The sequence below is a fragment of the Streptomyces sp. NBC_01471 genome (assembly GCF_041438865.1).
GTDB lineage: Bacteria > Actinomycetota > Actinomycetes > Streptomycetales > Streptomycetaceae > Streptomyces.
In genome coordinates this window covers 2604768-2624077 of record NZ_CP109450.1, presented here as the reverse complement: position 1 = coordinate 2624077, position 19310 = coordinate 2604768, and the positions used below count along the sequence as shown (strand labels likewise).

Genomic DNA, 19310 nt, shown 5'->3' with positions numbered 1-19310 from the left:
CAGCCCTCTTGAGCACCGTCACGTTCCGGCGCCCGCCGCGCCGGCCGGGCCCGCAGCTGCCGCAGGGCGAGCTGACCCTCCAGGAACCACCCGCGCTCCCCGAGTCCCAGGGCGCCATGGGCGGCGTCGTCACGTATCTGCCCATGGCGCTCAGCTCGCTCGGCATGGTACTGATCTTCATCAGGCCCGGCGAGAGCAGCGGCATCCTGATGTGGGTCGCCATCGGGATGATGCTGCTGTCCGCAGTCGGCATGCTGGTCAGCCAGTTCATTCGCGCCGCGGGAGACCGCAAACGGCGGCTGCGCGGCGAACGGCGCGACTACCTGCGCTACCTCGCCACCAGCCGCCGCCGGATCCGCAAGGCCATCGACGAGCAGCGGCGCGCCGACGCCTGGCACCACCCCGAGCCCGGGTCGCTCGTCTCACTGGCGCGCGGCGGCCGGCTCTGGGAGCGCCGCACCACCCATGAGGACTTCGCCGAGGTCCGGGTCGCCACCGGCACCCGCCAGCTCGCCCTGACCCTCAACCCGCTCTCCACCAAGCCCGTCGAGGACCTCGAACCGCTCTGCGCCCACGCGCTGCGCCGCTTCATCCGGGCCTACTCGACGGTGCAGGGACAGCCGATCGCGGTCCGGCTGCGCTCCTTCGCCCGGGTGGTCCTGCTGTCCGGCGGCGCGGACGGGGAGAGCGGCACCGAGGGAGCCGCGGCGGCCGAACGGAATCTGGAGACGGCACGCGGCGCGGCCCGCGCCATGGTCGGCCAGCTCGCCGTCCTGCACGCCCCGGAGGATCTCGCCGTGGTGGTCGTCGCCGACGGCGGGGCGCTCCCCGGCTGGGAGTGGGTGAAGTGGCTGCCGCACGCCCAGCACCAGTCCGACACCGACGGTGCGGGCACCGCCCGGCTGGTCGCGGAAGCCGTCTCCGAGCTGGAGCCGCTGCTGGGCGAGGAGTTCGGCGGGCGCCCGCCCTTCGAACCGGGCGCCGAGCCGAGCCGTGACGAGCCGTACACCGTGATCGTCCTGGACACCGCCGCGGTCCCCGCCGATGCCCGCATCGCCGAGCACGGCTACCGCAACGCACTGGTCATCGATGTGCGTGGGGCCCTCGACGGCGCCCCCGCACGCGGCTCACTCCGCTTCCGGGTCACCCCCGGCGACCTCGCGATGGTCACCACAGGCCCGGACGGCAAGGCCACCGAGACCTCCGTCGGGCGCCCCGAGACCCTCGGCCCGCACGCCGCCCGCGCGCTGGCCTCCGCCGTGGCCCCCTACCGGCTGGGCGCCACCGCCCGCTCCGAGCAGCCGCTCCAGGAGGACCAGGAGCTGACCGGCCTGCTCGGCATCCACGATCTGCACTCCGCCGACCTCGTCCGGCTGCACGAGCGGCGCGCGCCCGGCGACCGGCTGCGCGTCCCCATCGGCCTGGCCGCCGACGGCAGCCACGTCACCCTGGACATCAAGGAGTCGGCGCAGGGCGGCATGGGTCCGCACGGCATGCTCATCGGCGCGACCGGCTCCGGAAAGTCCGAGCTGCTGCGCACCCTGGTGCTCGGCCTGGCGCTCACCCACTCGTCCGAGACCCTCAACTTCGTCCTCGTCGACTTCAAGGGCGGCGCGACCTTCCTCGGCCTCGACCGGCTGCCGCACACCTCGGCGGTCATCACCAACCTCGCCGACGAGACGGCGCTCGTGGAGCGCATGCGGGACGCTCTGCACGGCGAACTGATGCGACGCCAGGAGCTGCTGCGCAAGGCGGGCAACTACGCGTCCCTGCTGGAGTACGAGAAGGCCCGCGAGACCGGCACCGACCTCGCGCCACTGCCCACCCTCTTCGTGGTCGTGGACGAGTTCAGTGAACTCCTCGCCGCGCACCGGGACTTCCTCGACCTGTTCGTGATGATCGGACGGCTCGGCCGCAGCCTCGGTGTCCATCTGCTCCTCGCCTCGCAGCGCCTGGACGAGGGCCGCATCCACCAGCTGGAGTCGCACCTCTCCTACCGGGTCGGGCTGCGTACCTTCTCCGCGATGGAGAGCCGGGGTGTGCTGGGTGTCCCTGACGCGTACGAGCTGCCGCCCCAGCCGGGCAGCGGTCTGCTGAAGAACGACGTCGGCACGCTCACCCGGTTCAAGGCCGCCTTCGTCTCGGGCCCCTACCGGGTCGTCCGCCCCGCCGTACGCCAGGCGGTCGTGGCGGGGCAGGTCGTGCCGTTCCACGCGGGCTGGGTCGCGCCACGGCAACTGCCCCGCAGCGAGCCAGAAGTGGCCGTACCGGATGCCGGCCCGGCCGAGGAGGCGGCTGCCGCCAGTCTGCTCACCATCGCCGTCGAACGGCTTGAGGAGTCGGGCCCGCACGCCCACCAGGTGTGGCTGCCCCCGCTCACCGAACCTCCCACGCTCGACCTGCTGCTGCCCCCGCCCGGCTCGGCCGGCCCGCGCCGCACGCTCACCGTGCCGGTCGGCATCGTGGACCGCCCCTTCGACCAGCGGCGCGACGAGCTGACCGCCGATCTGTCGGGGGCGGGCGGCCACGTCGGCATCGCGGGCGGCCCGCAGAGCGGCAAGAGCACCCTGGTCCGTACGCTGATGACCGCCATCGCCCGCACCCACACCCCGCGCGAGGTGCAGTTCTACTGCCTGGACCTGGGCGGTGGCGGACTCACCGGGCTCTCCGGGCTCCCGCACGTCGGCGGCGTCACCGGCCGTCTCGACCCGGACCGGCTGCTCCGTACGGTCGCCGAGGTCACCGCGCTGATCGCCCGCCGCGAGCGGCAGTTCGCGGACCACGGTCTGGCCTCCATGGCCGACTTCCGGCGCAGGCGCGCGGCCGGTGAGTTCGCCGACGACGGGTACGGCGATGTCTTCCTCGTCGTCGACGGCTGGAGCACGATCCGCCAGGACTTCATGGACCTGGTGCCGACCTTCACGCTCATCGCGTCCCGCGGACTCAACTTCGGTGTCCACCTGATCATCGCCGCCACCCGCTGGGGCGAGATCGGCAGCGCCCTGCGCGACCAGCTCGGCACCCGCTTCGAGCTGCGGCTCGGCGACCCCGTCGACTCCGCGATCAACATGCGGGCCGCGGCGACCGTACCCAAGACCCCCGGCCGCGGGCTCACCGACGAGCGGCTGCACTTCCTGGCCGCGCTGCCCCGGATCGACGGCGACCCGTCCGTCGACACCCTCTCGGACGGTGTCGCCGCACTGGTCCGCGAGACGGCCGCCGAGTGGGACGGCCCAGCCGCCCCGCCCGTACGGATGCTGCCGCTCACGCTGCCCGCGTCCGAACTGCCCGAACCCGACGGAGACCTGCGCGTCCCGGTCGGCCTGCGGGACGTCCAGCTGGACGTCTTCCGCCACGACTTCGAGGAGCACCCCCACCTGGTCGTGGTCGGGGACGCCGAATCGGGCAAGACCAACCTGCTCGCGATGGTCTGCGACGCCGTCACCCGGCGCTACGGACCCACCGAGGCCCGTGTCATGGTCACCGACTACCGCCGCCGCCTCGCGGGGGCCGTACCGGAGGCGCACCGCCTCGGGTACGCGGTCGGCCCGACGCAGCTGCAGGAGATGGTCGCCGGCTCGGCCCGCGCCATGGCCGACCGGGTGCCGGGCCCGGACATCACACCGGAGCGGCTGGCGAAGCGCGACTGGTGGAAGGGCCCGCGGCTGTTCGTCGTCATCGACGACTACGAGCTGATCGGCAGCGGCGGACCTGACCCGTTCGCCCCGCTGCTGCCGTATCTCGCGCAGGGCACCGAGGTGGGGCTGCACGTCATCGTGGCCCGCAGCGCCAACGGCGCGTCCCGCTCGATGATGACGGACCAGTTGCTGCGGCGGCTCGTCGAGGCCAACACCCCGGTCCTGCAACTGTCCTGCCCGCCCGCCGAGGGGCAGATCGTCGCCGGTACGAAGCCCCGCCTGCTCCCGCCCGGACGCGGTCTGTACATCACGCGCCGCAACACGGTGCAGGTGCAGACGGCGCTGCGCGACGAGCGGACGGAGCAGGAGGCGGGGGAGTAGGGGAGTAGCGGGCGGAACCGTCCACCGTCAGCTTTCGGGGAGCTGCGGCGGCGCGGGTTTCAGCCCGTCCAGCAGGAGGTCGAGGAGGCGTTCGGCCTGGTCCCGTTGCTCGGGTTTCGCCGAAGTGAGGGCGATGCCGGCGAGGGCGGCGACCAGGTCGGCCCGATGTCGGAGCGGTACCGGTTTCCATGAGCGTGGTGATGGCGGCCCCGATCATGTCCCGGCTGTGGCCGTACGGGTCGCCTTGAGGCCCTCGGCCCTCATCTCCGGCGTCATGGAGTCCGAGAACTCCGTGCGCGTGCACCCGGGCGAGGCGACGGTGCAGAACCAGCGCCGGATCAACTATCGGACACCGGACACTTCGTCACGCCACCGTCGACAACAGCACCCGCATGCCCATCACGAAGATCACGGCCCCGAAGACGCAGAAGGCGACCATGCCGCCTCCGCCGGAGTAGCCGTCGATGGCCATCCGCTGCGGCTTGGCCGGGTCGTAGTGGACGGTGACGGGCGTGCCTGCGCTGAGGCTGCTCCGCCGGCTTCTCCCTTGCGAGGACCTGACCTCCATCGTCTGGCCGTTTCCGGTCCGGTACTGCACCACCGGGTGGTAGGACGTCCCGCCCTCACCGGAAGTCCTGGCCAGCCGGACGACGGTGCCGTGTGCCCGCGCCCCGTGGCGCCGCAGCCAACGCGCCTTGAACAGGCTCACCCCGCCCACGACCGCGAAGAGCAGGCCGAACGCCATGACGGATATCGACCCCTGCTCTGGACCCATGAACTCTCATCTCCCTCTCAGCTGCGCCGCGCGGATCGGCCCGGGACCGTTTCGTCCCCGCACCAAGGACAGACGCAGGACCGGAATGCGTGGTTCTCCGCAACTCCATGCTGCTGCCGGGCCCTGAGGCACTCCCCGGGGCGTCAACCGGCCATCGCCTGGCCCGAGGGACACCGGAGTCGGGCAGTCCCGGCGTCAGACCCCGGGGCGCCAGCCCCGGCGCCGGGCGCGCGGGAGTACCACCGCGAGGAATGCCGTCAGCGCGACGAGCCCCGCCGCGCCACCGGCCACCGCGACCGCACCCGCGTGGGCGCTGTGCCCGGTACTGGCCGCGAGTTGCGGGGCGGGCTCGGGGCGCGTGGGGCGGGGCGCGGACGTGGGCAGTACGGCCGTCACCGCGCCCGCCGGATCGACCGTTCCGGCGCCCGTCAGCGACTGGTCGCCCGCCGCCGGGTACGCCGTCGAGATCAGCCGGTCCGTGAGCTGCTGGGCGGTCAGACCGGGACGGTAACTGTCCACCAGAGCGGCCGTACCCGCCACGAAACCGGTAGCCAGGTCGGCGCCGCTGCCGCTGAAGTTCCCGCTTCCGCCGGGGCCGATGCTCATGAGGCTGGTGCCGGGAGCCGCGATGTCGGGAGCCGTCGCGGGCGCGGCCTTCTGGTCGGGGCCGCCCCCGGGGGCGAGACCGGCGACGGCCAGCACGCCGGGCAGCGCTGCCGGATAGGCGGCCGGGGCCGCGTCCTGGGACAGGTTGCTGCTCCCGTACGCCGGGGCCACGACCAGCACGTTGTGCCGCGCCGCGTCCCGTACGGCCGAGGTGAGCGAGGCGCTGCCGCGGTTCAGCGCGAGCGGCACATCCACCACTCGTGCCCCGCCCGTTACCGCCGCCCGGATACCGGCAGCCACCTTGTCGGCGGTCGCCGACCCGTCCGCGCCGGTCACCCGGACCGCCAGGATCCGCGCGTCGGGAGCGACCCCTGCGAACCCGACGCCGGACTTCTGCCCGGCCGCGACGATCCCCGCGACGAACGTGCCGTGCCCGATGCAGTCCTTCCCCGCGGTCCCGCCCGACACGACATCGGGCCCGGCCTTCACCCGCCCGGCCAGCGCGGGCGCCCCGCCGGTGTCGACCCCGGTGTCGACCACGGCGACGGTCACCCCCGCGCCGCGCGCGGACGGCCAGGCCCGGGAGGGCGCGATGTACCGCTGCGGCCACGGAGTCAGGTCGGAGTGCTTCTTCGACGGCCGGACACAGCCGCCCGCCGAGGGCGGGGCGGAGGACACGGCGGGCAGCGTCGGGGAGTCGTCGGCGGCGGCGGGAGCTGCCGCTCCCGCGACGGTGGCCGCGCCCGCGAGGAGCGCGACGAGGGCGGCTGCGGCCGGGAGTTGTACGGGACGGGGCGGCATGTGCATGATCCTATCCAGCCGACGGGGCGGGCCGGTCCTGCGTCCCCCGGCCCCGCGTTCTCCGGTCCGCCCGCGGGTGCCCCGGGCGGCGCACGGTCTCACACCACCAAGTCCTCCGGCAGCAGCATCCGCAGCGCGGCGGCTCCCGCGCCGGGATCCCGGCTCAGCCGTCCCGCCTGCCGCGTCATCATCGACTCCAGCACCTTGCGCGCGAACCGCGCGTTCCCGAAGTTCTCGTCGCGCGGCACCTCTTCGAAGAGCTGCCTCAGCCGCACCACCGTCTCCGGCGCGCAGTCGTACCCGTCGCGTTCGCACTGGCGCCGCACGATCTCCACCAGATGTTCCGCCGAGTACGCGCCGAAGGTCACCCGGCGTGAGAAACGGGAGCCCAGGCCGGGGTTGGAGCCGAGGAAGCGGTCCATTTCGCGCTCGTACCCCGCGACCACCACCGCGGTGTCGTCCCGGTGGTCCTCCATCAGCTTCACCAGGGTGTCGACCGCCTCCTGGCCGAAGTCCGAGCCCGAGCCGCCCGCCGGGGTCAGTGCGTACGCCTCGTCGACGAAGAGCACACCGCCGCGCGCCCGCGCGAAGACCTCCTGGGTGAGCTGGGCGGTGTGCCCCACGTAGCGGCCCACCAGGTCCGCCCGTGCCACCTCGACCAGCTGGCCGCGCGGCAGCACCCCGAGGGCGCCGAGGAGTTCCCCGTACAGCCGCGCCACCGATGTCTTGCCGGTGCCGGGCGGGCCGGTGAAGACCAGGTGGTGGCCGACCGAGGGGGCGGGCAGTCCGGCCGCCCGCCGCCTGCGGGCCGTCGCCAGCAGATTGACCAGGTCCTGCACCTGCGACTTGGCGTCGTCGAGGCCCACCAGCGACGACAGTTCCGCCATGATCGCGTCGAGCCTGGCCGTGTCGCCCGGTCCGCTCTCACCGGCGCCGATCGCCGCCGCTGCCTGGTCGCCCACGTCCGACGGGTGCAGCGTCGTGAGGTCCTCCTCGGAGACCTCCGGCATGGCGGCGAGCCGCAGCGCCTGCCGGTCGATCAGCTCCTCGAAGACCTTGCGGGCCGCGCGCGCGTTGCCGAACGAGGCGTCCTTGTGCATCCGCTCGAAGCGCACGGCCAGCGCCCGCTCGGTCTCCTCGCCCAGCGAGTAGCGGTTCTGCTCGCACAGCAGCCGGACGATGGTGATCAGCTCGGGGACCGTGTAGTTCTCGAACTCGACCGTGCGGTTGAAGCGCGACGCCAGCCCCGGGTTGGAGGCCAGGAAGGTGTGCATCTCGGAGGAGTAGCCGGCCGCGATGACCACCACGTCGTCCCGGTGGTCCTCCATCAGTTTCACCAGCGTGTCGACCGCCTCCCGCCCGAAGTCCGCCCCGCCGCCCGAGGAGCCGCCCTGGGTCAGCGCGTACGCCTCGTCGATGAACAGCACACCGCCCAGAGCCTGTTCGAAGACCTCGGTGGTCTTGATCGCGGTGCCGCCGACGACCTTCGCCACCAGGTCGGCGCGGGCCACCTCGACCAGATGGCCGGACCGCAGGACCCCCAGCGCCGCGAGGATGCTCCCGTACAGCCGGGCCACCGATGTCTTGCCGGTGCCGGGCGGGCCCGCGAACACCAGATGGCGTGCGGTGGCCGGGACGGGCAGCCCCGCCTCACGGCGCCGTTCGGCCAGCCGGTTGAGATTGACCAGGGTGGCCACCTGCTCCTTCACGGCGCGCAGGCCCACCAGTTCGTCCAGCCGGGCCAGCGGGCCCCGCGGGTCGCCGGGGGCGCCCTCCGGCCCGTCGGCTCCGCCCGTGATGTCGGGCTCGCCGTTCTCCTCGCTGGTCAGCCGGTCCAGTACCAGCTCGCCCGCGGTGGACCCGCGGCGTACGCCCGCGCCCTTGTTCCCGGTGACCGTGCACCCGGCGGCGCGCACCCGCAGCCCGCTCACCGTCCGCAGTCCGTCCCCGCCGCCCGCGGCGAAGACGCACTCCGTCAGCTCGGCGGTCGCCTCCGCCCCGACGTTCACCCCGTGCCGCCCCGCACCGCGCACCCGCACCCGGACCGCCGTCAGCTCCGCCCCGGCGCCGTCCGCTTCGAGCCCGTCCGTGCCGGGCCCCTCGATCTCGCAGTCGACCAGCGAGACGGCGCCGCCTGCCAGGACCGACAGACCGGCCCGTGCCGCGGACCGTACGACCGTGCCCTGGAACGAGGGCCGGGCCTCCCCGGCGCGGATGCCGCAGCCGCCCGCCGACGTCACCGTGCACGCCTCGGCCCTGCCGCGGGCCCCGTCCCGTACGTCGATGCCGTGCCCGCCGGTGTCCGACACCTCGACCCGGCGCAGCACCGGGTCCGCGCCGCCCGCTACGACGATCCCGTGCCCGGCCGCGCCCGTCACCGCGACCCGGTCCAGCCGGGCGGTGCAGGCACCGGTGAGCAGGACGCCGTCCGCCGCGCCTCCGGCCACCCCGGTGCGGATCAGCACGGTGGACGAGCCGTCCTGGACGAGCACGCCGGCCGAACGGGCGCCGCTGATCCGGGCGTCGGTGATCGTGCCGCGTGAGCGCCCGGTGACCGCGATGCCGTGACCGCCGGGCCGGTCGACCCGCAGCCCGGTGATCTCGGGGTCGGTGGCGCCCGACAGGGTGACGCCGTGCGTGGTGGCCCCGGTGGCCGCGCAGTCGGTCAGTACGGTCTGCGCGGCCGTCGATATGTGGAAGCCGGTCACGCAGTCGTCGGCCCGTACCCGGGTGAACCGCGTCGTGGCGTTCTCCTCCACGGCGACACCGGGTTTCACGGTCCGCTCCACGGTGACATCGGTGAAGGTGCCGCGCGCCCGGCCGTTGGCCAGGACCCCGTTGCCCCCGGCGTCCCGGACCGTGCAGCCGCGCACCTCGGTGGCCGCGTCCTCGCCCAGCACGATCCCCGAACTGCCGAGCCGTTCCAGCACACAGTGCTCGACGACGCTCGTACGCGGAGACAGGTCGACGATCCCCGCGCCCGCCGGATTGCTCACGGTGGTGTCACGGATGGCGAGCGAGCCCTCGTCCCTGGAGAGCAGCGCGGTCCAGGAGTTGCCGAACACCTCGCACTCCTCCAGGGCCGCCTGACCTCGCGGCACATCGACCACCGGCTCGTCCTCGTCGCCGCCCCCGCCCGCGACCAGCCGCAGGCCGGAGAGCTTCACGGCCTCCGCGAGCACCTGTACGGCGCTGCCGCTGCGCGGTGCGATCTCGACGGCGCCGCCCGGCTCGTGGGCCACGACGGTGACCAGCTTGGTGACGACCAGGTTCTCTTCGTAGCGCCCGGCCCTGACGCTGATCACCGAGCCGCCGCGCGCCGCGTTCAGCGCCTCACCGATGGTGCGGTGGTCGCCCGCGCCTGCCGGGTCCACGACGATCAGATGGCGCGCCACAGGGGCTCCCTCGTGCTCGGTACTCCGGTCGGCCGACGGCCGCCCGACCCGGGACCATCATGCCAAGCGAGCGAACGGCGTGATCTCCGGCCCGCGCCCCGCCGGATGTACGGCGCGGGTCACCGGGGGCAGGTACCGGGCGGACTTCGCAAGAGCCCCGAATCTCCCCGGACACAGCCCTGATCGGCGACCTGCCGCACAACTACTCTGCTGGTGAACCGCTTTCACGGCCCCGGAGTCGGCAGACGCAAGGAGCGCCATGGCCACCGCCCAGGACATCCCGGACATCCTCTCGCCCGAGTTCGCGGCGAATCCGTACCCCGTCTACCGCGCCCTGCGCGAGTCCGTGCCGCTGCTCTGGCACGAGGCCATGCAGAGCTATGTCGTCTCGCGTTACGAGGACGTCGAGCGGGTCTTCAAGGACCGTGAGGCCGCCTTCACCACCGACAACTACGACTGGCAGATCGAACCGGTGCACGGCCGGACGATCCTTCAGCTCAGCGGGCGCGAACACGCGGTCCGCCGGGCCCTGGTCGCCCCGGCCTTCCGGGGCAGCGACCTGGAGCGGAAGTTCCTGCCGGTGATCGAGCGCAACGCCCGCGAGCTGATCGACACGCTGCTCGACGGGGCCGCTCCGGGGACGACGTCGGGGACCGTGGACCTCGTGGCGGGATTCGCCACCCGCTTCCCCGTCCATGTCATCGCCGACATGCTGGGCCTGGACAAGGCCGACCACGCCAGGTTCCACGGCTGGTACACCTCGGTGATCGCGTTCCTCGGGAACCTGAGCGGCGACCCGGAGGTCGCCGCGGCGGGCGAGCGTACCCGCCAGGAGTTCGCCGCGTACATGATCCCGGTCATCCGGCACCGCAGGGAGCACCCGGGCGACGACCTGCTCTCCGCGCTCTGTGCGGCCGAGGTCGACGGGGTGCGGATGAGCGACGAGGACATCAAGGCCTTCTGCAGCCTGCTCCTCGCGGCCGGCGGTGAGACCACCGACAAGGCCATCGCGAGCATCTTCGCCAATCTGCTGGCCCACCCGGAGCAGCTCGCCGCCGTACGGGCCGACCGCGCCCTGATCGACCGGGCCTTCGCCGAGACCCTGCGCTTCACCCCGCCCGTCCACATGATCATGCGGCAGACCGCCAAGGAGGTCACGCTCAGCGGTGGTACGGTCCCGGCCGGCGCGACGGTGACCTGTCTGATCGGCTCGGCCAACCGCGACGGGGAGCGGTACGCCGCCCCGGACACGTTCGACATCTTCCGTACCGACCTGACGTCGGCCACCGCCTTCTCGGCGGCGGCCGACCATCTGGCCTTCGCGCTGGGCCGGCACTTCTGTGTGGGCGCCCTGCTGGCCAGGGCCGAGGTGTCGACCGGGGTCGGCCAACTCCTCGACGCCATGCCGGACATGCGGCCCGCCGACGGGGTCCTGCCCTTCGAGCAGGGGGTGTTCACCCGGGGGCCGAGGGAGGTACGGGTGCGGTTCGGCAGCTGACCGGCACCGGCACCCGCAGCGGAATCAGGTCACCGGCCCTGTCCGGCCCTGTCCGGCCTTGCCCCGCCGGTCGCCGTGGACCGGACCGGGCTGGATCGAACCGGACCGCGATGTGGCGGTCCGGCTCAGCCCGCGTTGCCGTACGGCTGGGTGATCACTTCCATGGCATGCCCCGACGGATCCATGAAGTAGACGCCCCGGCCGCCGTGCAGGTGGTTGATCGCGCCGGGCTCCTTCTTGTGCGGGTCGGCGTAGTAGTCCGTACCGGTGGCCCGCATTCTGGCGAAGATCCCGTCGAAGGCCTCCTCGGGGACGAGGAAGGCGTAGTGCTGCAGGGGGAGCGGCGCCCCGGTCGGTACGGACGCGAAGTCCAGGGTCACGCCGTTGCTCAGCTCCACCGGGACGAAGGGGCCCCACGTCTCCCCGGCCCGCAGACCGAGCACGGTTGCCAGGAACTCGGCGGACTCCCGGTTGTCCCGGGCCGGGACGATGGTGTGGTTCAGCTCGACGGGGAAGGGCCGGGATGCCGAATCGGCCCCGGGCTGTGATGCTGGTCCGGGCACTGCCGTCGCTTTTTTCGTTGCTGCTTCTTCTGTTGCTGCTGCTTCTGATTCCGACACGGTGGAATGCCTCCATCGGGCACCTCACGGGCCACCTCCACGCCTCACCCGGCCCGTGACCGACGCGCGATGCCGTAGGGACCACCCTAGGCCGTGCCCGGCCTCCGCGCACGGGTGCACAGGCCACCCCACTGGAACAACTCGCCTCCCGGGGGCTGCGGTTCACCGGATCACCGGCTGCTTCACCCGGCCAGGTGAATCACGGCAAGCATGCACGTTTCTGCACCGCGGCCTTTCCTAAGGTGTGTCACGTCGCCACGGCCTCGCCGACCGGCCCGTTGCCGCCGACCGACCGATGTCACAGCGACCGAGCGGGGATCTCTCATGGATGCGAAGGACGAGCACACGGATCAGGCAGAGCACGCAGAGCGCGCAGAACATGCGGGGCACGCAGAACACGCAGAACATGCGGGGCACCACCCAGAGCGCGCAGAACCTCCGGAGAACGTTGAGCCGCCGGGCCGGTGCGGCCCCGGACCGGCCGTCCGCAGTTACACCGCCGGACGTTTCACCGTGGTCGAGCTGTACGGCGAGATCGACCTCCTCGCGGCCGGCCACATCCGTGAGTGCACCGACGCCGCCACCGCACCCCAGGGCGCGCGGGTGATCGTCGATCTCCGCCCCGCGACCTTCATCGACTGCGCCGCCCTGGGGCTGCTCTGCCGCGCCAGGCGCCGGGCGCTCGACCGGGGCGGCTCCATCGACCTGGTCTGCACCCGCGCCCTGCACCTGCGGATGCTGCGGGTGACCGGTCTGGACGGTTACTTCCCGAGCAGCTCCACCGTCGCCGAGATCTCGGCCTGAGGAATCCCGGGATCTCCGTGACAGCTACACCCGGCTGCGCGTAAATGCGCTGGCAGGACCGCCTGCGGGCCTGTCAGACTCGGTACCCATGTCCAGGAACTTTGAAGAGCTGGTGGCCGAGGCCGCCTCCGTGTCCGTCGACGGCTGGGACTTCTCCTGGCTCGAAGGCCGCGCCACGGAGGAGCGCCCGTCGTGGGGGTACTCCCGCGCGATGGGGGAGCGAATGGGCCGGGCATCGGCCGCCCTCGACATCCAGACCGGCGGTGGGGAAGTGCTGGCCGGGGTGGCGAAGCTGCCACGGCTGACGGTGGCCACCGAGGCCTGGCCGCCGAACGTGGCCAAGGCCACCGCCCTGCTGCACCCGCTGGGCGCGGTGGTGGTGGCCGACCCGGACGAGCCGCCGCTGCCCTTCGCCGACGGTGCCTTCGACCTGGTCGTCAGCCGCCACCCGGTGAAGGCGCACTGGCAGGAGATCGCCCGGGTGCTGGCACCCGGTGGTACGTACTTCTCCCAGGAGGTCGGCCCGGCCAGCGTCTTCGAGCTCGTCGAGTACTTCCTCGGTCCGCAGCCCGAAGCGCGCAAGGGGCGCGACCCGGAGGCGGCGCGCACCGCGGCGCGGGCGGCGGGCCTTGAGGTGGTCGATCTGCGACTGGAGAGCCTGCGCACCGAGTTCTTCGACATCGGTGCCGTCATCTACTTCCTGCGCAAGGTGGTCTGGATGGTGCCCGGCTTCACCACCGAGGCCTATCTGCCGCAGCTCCGTGCCCTTCACGAGCGGATCGAGGCCGAGGGACCGTTCCTCGCGCACACGACACGCTTCCTGATCGAGGCCCGTAAGCCGCAGTGATCGCCCTGCCGGGGCCTGAGGCCGGGTGACGCCCCCGTTCTCCCGCCCCCCCCATTGCCGCCGGTCTAAACTCGGCCGGGTGTCTGCCGCGCTGATCGTCGTACTCGCCGCCTGCTTCGGCGCCGCCGCGGGGACCCTGCTGCCGCGCCCCGCCTACCGGCTCGCGGTGGCCCCGGGGACCCCCTGGCACGACACCACCCCGTCGGGACAGCCCATCGCGGGCTGGCTCGGCCCGGCGCGCGGGACCGGCGGCTGGTACGGGCCCAGCACACCGGTGACCGCCGTGCTCACCGCCCTGTGCTGTGCCGCGCTCGCCGCAGCGGCGGGCCCCGTCCCCGAGGCGGCCGTCTGGGTGCTGATCGCGCCCGCCCTCGTCCTGCTGGGCCTGGTGGACCGAGCCGTGCAGCGGCTGCCCGACGTCCTCACGCTGCCCATCGCGGCGGCGACCGCGGCCCTGCTGGGAGCGGCTGCGCTGCTGCCCGGCGCGCGGGGATCCTGGACGGGTGCGCTGCTCGGCGGACTCGCCCTGGGCGGCGGCTACTTCGTGCTCTTCCTCATCAACCCGAACGGCATGGGCTTCGGCGACGTCAAACTGGCGGCCGGTCTCGGGGTGGCCCTCGGCTGGTACGGCTGGGGGGTCCTGCTGCTCGGCACCTTCGCCGGGTTCGTCTACGGCGCGCTGTACGGCGTCGGCCTGATCCTCCGGGGCCGCGCGGGACGCAAGAGCGCGATGCCGTTCGGCCCCTTCATGGTGGCGGGCGCGCTCACCGGTCTGCTGCTCGGCGGTTTCGGAGCGTAATCCCGGAGAACTCGGGGGCACGGCGTGGCAGCCGCACGACTTATGAAGGGTTATGGTGGAAACCCCCCCTCGGGCCGGTCCGTATCCCCCCCCACGGACCGGCCCGTTTTTTTGTGCCCCGCGCCTGCCCCGCGCCGCGCGCGGTGGTCAGCTCCGGCCGGCCCAGATGTTGGTGCCCGCGGTGTCGACGGCGAACGAGTCGATCTCGGTCAGCTCGTCGGCGGAGAGCGGGGCCGCCGCCAGCGCCGCCACGTTCTCGTCCAGCTGCTTCACACTGGAGGCGCCGATGAGCGCGGACGTCATCCGCGGATCGCGCAGCACCCAGTTGAGCGCCAGCTGCGCCAGGGACTGCCCGCGCCGCTTCGCGATCTCGTTGAGCCCGTTGAGCCGGCGTACCACCTCGTCGGAGAGCAGCTGCGGGTCGAGCGACTTGCCCTGAGTGGCGCGCGAACCCTCCGGGATGCCCTTGAGGTACTTGCCGGTGAGCAGGCCCTGCGCGAGCGGCACGAAGGAGATGCAGCCCATTCCGGCCGTCTCCAGGGTGTCGAGCAGCTTGTCGGCCTCGGTCCAGCGGTTGATCATGGAGTACGACGGCTGGTGGATCAGGGCGGGAACGCCCATCTCCTTGAGGATGCGGGCCGCCTCCGCGGTCTGCTCGCTGTTGTACGAGGAGACGCCGACGTACAGCGCCTTGCCCTGCTGCACGGCGGAGGCCAGCGCGCCCATCGTCTCCTCCAGGGGAGTCTCCGGGTCGAAGCGGTGGGAGTAGAAGATGTCGACGTAGTCGAGACCCATCCGCCCGAGCGAGGCGTCCAGCGAGGACAGCAGGTACTTGCGCGATCCCCACTCGCCGTACGGGCCGGGGTGCATCAGATAGCCGGCCTTGGTCGAAATGACCAGTTCATCCCGGTAAGGGGCGAAGTCCTGGGCGAAGAGCTTGCCGAAGTTGAGCTCGGCGGAGCCGGCCGGCGGGCCGTAGTTGTTCGCCAGGTCGAAGTGGGTCACGCCGGTGTCGAAGGCGCGGCGGAGGATCGCGCGCTGCGAGTCGAGCGCGCGGTCGTCGCCGAAGTTGTGCCACAGGCCGAGCGAGACAGCGGGGAGTTTCAGCCCACTGCGGCCGCTGCGCCGGTACTCCATGGAGTCGTATCGGTCATCAGTGGCGGAATAACGAAGAGAATCAGTCACAGACCCTTCCTTATCACGGACTTGTGACAGGCCGGGTTGGGCTGTCATGACCCCTGCGCAGTACTGTGGCGGCTCGGGCGACTGCCACCGCACGGAGGTCTGGACTCAGTGCTGTGCCATCCCGGGGGACGCCTCCGGGACCCCCAGCCGGAAAAGCACGTCGGGCAGGGCGTCCGGCACGACATCGCGAGGTGAATCGCAGTGAACTTGCGCGACCTGGTGTACGGGCTCTACGCACGTCGGGTGGAAGGCCGCCTCGACCACGACCAGGTGCCCAAGCACATCGGACTCATTCTGGACGGCAACCGGCGCTGGGCCAAGGCGTCCGGCGGCACTGCCGCACAGGGCCACAAGGCCGGGGCCGACAAGATCACCGAGTTCCTCGGCTGGTGCGCGGAGACCGAGGTCGAGGTCGCCACACTCTGGCTGCTTTCCACGGACAACTTCGACCGCCCCCAGGAGGAGCTCACCGCGCTCTTCGGCATCATCGAGGACACGGTCAGGGGCCTCGCGGCGGACGGCCGCTGGAGGGTCCACCACGTCGGTGCGCTCGATCTGCTCCCCGGCCACACCCAGGCCGTCCTCAAGGAAGCGGAAGAGGCGACCACGGGCAACACCGGGATACTCGTCAACGTCGCGGTCGGCTACGGCGGACGCCAGGAGATCGCCGACGCGGTCCGCTCGCTGCTGCTGGAGCACGCCGAGAAGGGCACGTCCTTCGAGGAGCTAGCCGAGACCGTCGACGTCGAGCGCATCTCGGAGCACCTCTACACGCGCGGCCAGCCCGACCCGGATCTGGTGATCCGCACCAGCGGGGAGCAGCGGCTCTCCGGGTTCATGCTCTGGCAGAGCGCACACTCCGAGTATTACTTCTGCGAAGTCTTCTGGCCCGCCTTCCGCAAGGTCGACTTCCTGCGCGCGCTGCGCGACTACGCGGCCCGCCACCGGCGCTACGGCGCCTGAGCCTTCCCGCCCCGTGCCCGCCACGCCCCAGCGCGGGGGCGCTGTGCACCCTTTCGGGTGATGGCCTGAACTGTTCGCTTTTCCGGTGTGCACACCCGGTGACGCGCGGACGTCGCGCCGGTCAGCCACGGGTGACGGGCAGGTGAAAACCTCCCCGTCCGGACCGCCACTGGCAGGAACCGGTCGTACGCCGTGGCATGGCGGCGTGCGTTCGCGGGAATACCCCTTCCAGGTCGACGTCCGGTCCACGGATGTCGTATCTCAGTGAGCGGCCCGGTCCGCTCGCCCGGGAGGCCCTTTGCACCAGGACGACCGTGCGGTGAGCACGGGCGACGACGTGGAGGGCCGGGTCCGGCTTCCGCGCTGGTGGAGGCCCGCCCCGGTCCCAGCAGCCCGCGACGCCGTCGCTCCCCGATCTCAGGCTTGTGTCCAAAGGGGGTACGTCCTTCCGTGGTGACCAGCACTAAGCGCCGCATGCCCGACAGGCGCACTTACGTTCTTGACACCAGCGTCCTGCTGGCCGATCCCAACGCCATGACCCGGTTCGACGAGCACGAGGTCGTGCTCCCGATCGTCGTGGTCACGGAACTGGAGGCCAAGAGGCACCATCCTGAGCTCGGTTACTTCGCCCGGCAGGCCCTGCGCCTGCTGGACGACTTCCGGGTGAGGTACGGACGTCTCGACGCCCCTCTTCCCATGGGCGAACTCGGCGGGACCCTCCGTGTCGAACTCAACCACTCGGATCCCAGCGTGCTCCCGGCCGGCTACCGGCTCGGGGACAACGACTCCCGCATCCTCGCGGTCGCGCGCAACCTCCAGGCCGAGGGCTTCGACGTCACCGTCGTCTCCAAGGACCTGCCGCTGCGCATCAAGGCCTCGTCCGTGGGGCTCCTCGCCGAGGAGTACCGCGCCGAACTGGCGATCACGGACTCGGGCCACACGGGGATGAGCGAACTGACCCTCTCTCCCGACCAGGTGGACCTGCTGTTCGCCGAGGACACCCTCTACGTACCGGAGGCCGCCGATCTGCCCGTGCACACCGGCCTGGTGCTCCAGTCCGAGCGCGGCAAGGCGCTGGGCCGGATCACGGCCGAGGGCAATGTGAAGCTCGTACGGGGCGACCGCGAGGCCTTCGGGCTGCACGGCCGCAGCGCCGAGCAGCGCATCGCGCTCGATCTGCTCCTCGATCCGGACATCGGCATCATCTCGATGGGAGGCCGGGCCGGCACCGGCAAGTCCGCGCTCGCGCTCTGTGCGGGTCTTGAGGCCGTCATGGAGCGCAGGCAGCACCAGAAGGTGATGGTCTTCCGTCCGCTGTACGCGGTCGGCGGGCAGGAACTCGGCTATCTGCCGGGCTCGGAGTCCGAGAAGATGGGTCCCTGGGCGCAGGCGGTCTTCGACACCCTCTCCTCGGTGACGAGCCGGGACGTGATCGAGGAAGTGGTCGGACGGGGCATGCTCGAAGTCCTGCCGCTCACTCATATCCGGGGCCGCTCACTGCACGACGCGTTCGTCATCGTGGACGAGGCCCAGTCCCTGGAGCGGAACGTCCTGCTGACGGTGCTCTCCAGGATCGGCTCGAACTCGCGGGTCGTGCTGACCCACGACGTCGCCCAGCGGGACAACCTACGGGTGGGCCGGTACGACGGAGTGGTCGCCGTCGTCGAGAAACTGAAGGGGCATCCGCTCTTCGCCCACGTCACCCTCACCCGGTCCGAGCGCTCGCAGATCGCCGCACTGGTGACCGAAATGCTGGAGGACGGACAGCTCTAGAAGAGAACCCCGGGGGTATTGCCAGACACCCACCGGTACGGTAGGGCCAGTTGAAGCCGCCCGGCAAGGCGCAGGAGCCTAGCCGGGCGGCTCTCTGTTGCGCAGCAATCTCCAGAAAACTCGTGCGCCAAACGGGGTGTGAGCTTTAACACTCGGCCGACGTTTGCCTTGAAGCGTGGGCGTCGGGCAGAGTCTTGCTTCCGTCAGGCCCCGCATGCGGCACACGTACACCCTCAGGGGTGCAGCACCACACAACTCAACACTTGCCGCCGCATGCCGCCCGAGTACCACGCGGCACTTCCGTAAGGGAGTTGCCCACCGGGTCAGCGCCTCCCGTGACCTGTACGCCAGGGAGGACCGAGCCAGGGGCACGATTGCGTCCGCGAGGTCACGAGCGGTCGCTGCTGGAAGGAAAACCGTGTGAGCCGGATTTCGGTCCGGGGATTCGCGGTGGCGTCAGCCACTGCGGTCACCACCGTAGGAGCAGTTGTCGGCGTCGCATCGGGCAGCACGCTGCCCGCAGGCGACAACATCGATGCAGCCTCCGCAGCGGACACGACTACCCTCGCGGACATTCCTGACGGCCAGCAGGCCCAGGTAGCGTCGCTGACGGAGCAGGCAGACACCCAGGCGGTGCAGGCCGACGCGGCAGCGAAGAAGTCCGCGGAGGAATCGGCCCGCATCCAGGCCGCCAAGGACGCGAAGACCAAGAAGGAAGCTGCCGACGAGGCGGTCGCCAAGGCGAAGGAAGCCGCGAAGAAGCGTGCCGAGGAGAAGAAGCAGGCCGCCAGCCGCTCTTCTGTTCGTGACGCGAGCAGCTTCTCCTCGCAGGGCTCCTACTCGGCCGCGCAGGTCCAGGCCATGGCGCGGCAGATGATGCCGTCCGACCAGTTCCAGTGCTTCAGCAACATCGTGAGCCATGAGTCCGGCTGGAACTACAAGGCGGTCAACGCCGGTTCCGGTGCGTACGGTCTCGTGCAGGCTCTCCCCGGCTCGAAGATGTCGTCCGCGGGTGCCGACTGGCAGACCAATCCGGCCACGCAGATAAAGTGGGGCCTGAACTACATGAACAGCCGCTACCAGAGCCCCTGTGGTGCGTGGTCGTTCTGGCAGGCCAACAGCTGGTATTAAGAGCGGCTTGTCCGCTCAGCTCCAGGGAGCCCCCCGCCGTCCTTCGGTGGGGGGCTCCCTGCGTGTACGGTCGGCTCCGGATGAGGCGCGCGGT

The 19310-nt window shown here is 71.7% G+C and carries 13 protein-coding genes; 8 read left to right on the top strand and 5 right to left on the bottom strand.

The genetic code is table 11. From position 1 onward, the window contains the following. Positions 1 to 8 precede the first annotated feature (8 nt). Positions 9 to 4019 (top strand): type VII secretion protein EccCa, encoded by a 4011-nt coding sequence (gene eccCa, locus OG285_RS11285; protein ID WP_371790882.1) that lies wholly within the window; start codon positions 9 to 11, stop codon positions 4017 to 4019. 364 nt (positions 4020 to 4383) lie between these two features. On the opposite strand, the gene OG285_RS11280 is transcribed toward eccCa, so the two are convergent. The 3 genes from OG285_RS11280 to OG285_RS11270 form a co-directional block, all read right to left on the bottom strand. Continuing rightward, the gene (locus OG285_RS11280; protein WP_356836491.1) at positions 4384 to 4794 is read right to left on the bottom strand and encodes a DUF3592 domain-containing protein; all 411 of its coding nucleotides are present in this window, start codon (positions 4792 to 4794) and stop codon (positions 4384 to 4386) included. Between the two features lie 195 nt (positions 4795 to 4989). Next, positions 4990 to 6201, bottom strand: coding sequence for a S8 family serine peptidase (locus tag OG285_RS11275; RefSeq protein WP_356836493.1), 1212 nt, complete (start codon positions 6199 to 6201; stop codon positions 4990 to 4992). 98 nt (positions 6202 to 6299) lie between these two features. After that, the gene (locus OG285_RS11270) at positions 6300 to 9596 is read right to left on the bottom strand and encodes a right-handed parallel beta-helix repeat-containing protein (RefSeq protein ID WP_356836495.1); all 3297 of its coding nucleotides are present in this window, start codon (positions 9594 to 9596) and stop codon (positions 6300 to 6302) included. Positions 9597 to 9855: 259 nt separating this feature from the next. Here OG285_RS11270 and OG285_RS11265 point away from each other — a divergent pair, with 259 nt between their 5' ends. Next, the gene (locus tag OG285_RS11265) at positions 9856 to 11094 is read left to right on the top strand and encodes a cytochrome P450 (RefSeq protein ID WP_356836497.1); all 1239 of its coding nucleotides are present in this window, start codon (positions 9856 to 9858) and stop codon (positions 11092 to 11094) included. Between the two features lie 125 nt (positions 11095 to 11219). On the opposite strand, the gene OG285_RS11260 is transcribed toward OG285_RS11265, so the two are convergent. Then, entirely contained in the window at positions 11220 to 11657 is a 438-nt protein-coding gene (locus OG285_RS11260) for a VOC family protein (RefSeq protein WP_356836499.1), read from the bottom strand. A gap of 267 nt (positions 11658 to 11924) precedes the next feature. Between OG285_RS11260 and OG285_RS11255 the strand changes: the two genes are divergently transcribed. From OG285_RS11255 to OG285_RS11245, 3 genes are all read left to right on the top strand, one after another. Then, complete coding sequence (locus OG285_RS11255) at positions 11925 to 12518, top strand: STAS domain-containing protein (protein ID WP_371790881.1); 594 nt, start codon at positions 11925 to 11927, stop codon at positions 12516 to 12518. 88 nt (positions 12519 to 12606) lie between these two features. Then, positions 12607 to 13365, top strand: coding sequence for a class I SAM-dependent methyltransferase (locus tag OG285_RS11250; RefSeq protein WP_356836503.1), 759 nt, complete (start codon positions 12607 to 12609; stop codon positions 13363 to 13365). Positions 13366 to 13444: 79 nt separating this feature from the next. Continuing rightward, positions 13445 to 14164, top strand: a complete 720-nt coding sequence (locus OG285_RS11245; RefSeq protein WP_371790880.1) for a prepilin peptidase — start codon at positions 13445 to 13447, stop codon at positions 14162 to 14164. A 147-nt stretch (positions 14165 to 14311) separates the two neighbouring features. Here the strand turns inward: OG285_RS11245 and mgrA are convergent, their stop codons facing one another. Further along, complete coding sequence (gene mgrA, locus OG285_RS11240; RefSeq protein WP_371790879.1) at positions 14312 to 15349, bottom strand: L-glyceraldehyde 3-phosphate reductase; 1038 nt, start codon at positions 15347 to 15349, stop codon at positions 14312 to 14314. A 201-nt stretch (positions 15350 to 15550) separates the two neighbouring features. On the opposite strand from mgrA, the gene OG285_RS11235 reads away from it, so the two are divergent. From OG285_RS11235 to OG285_RS11225, 3 genes are all read left to right on the top strand, one after another. Then, positions 15551 to 16312, top strand: coding sequence for an isoprenyl transferase (locus OG285_RS11235; protein ID WP_327295574.1), 762 nt, complete (start codon positions 15551 to 15553; stop codon positions 16310 to 16312). 450 nt (positions 16313 to 16762) lie between these two features. Continuing rightward, positions 16763 to 18085: a PhoH family protein gene (locus OG285_RS11230; RefSeq protein WP_356836510.1), complete on the top strand. Its 1323-nt coding sequence runs from the start codon at positions 16763 to 16765 to the stop codon at positions 18083 to 18085. A 420-nt stretch (positions 18086 to 18505) separates the two neighbouring features. Further along, positions 18506 to 19216, top strand: coding sequence for a transglycosylase SLT domain-containing protein (locus tag OG285_RS11225; RefSeq protein WP_356836512.1), 711 nt, complete (start codon positions 18506 to 18508; stop codon positions 19214 to 19216). The last annotated feature ends 94 nt before the right edge of the window (positions 19217 to 19310 follow it).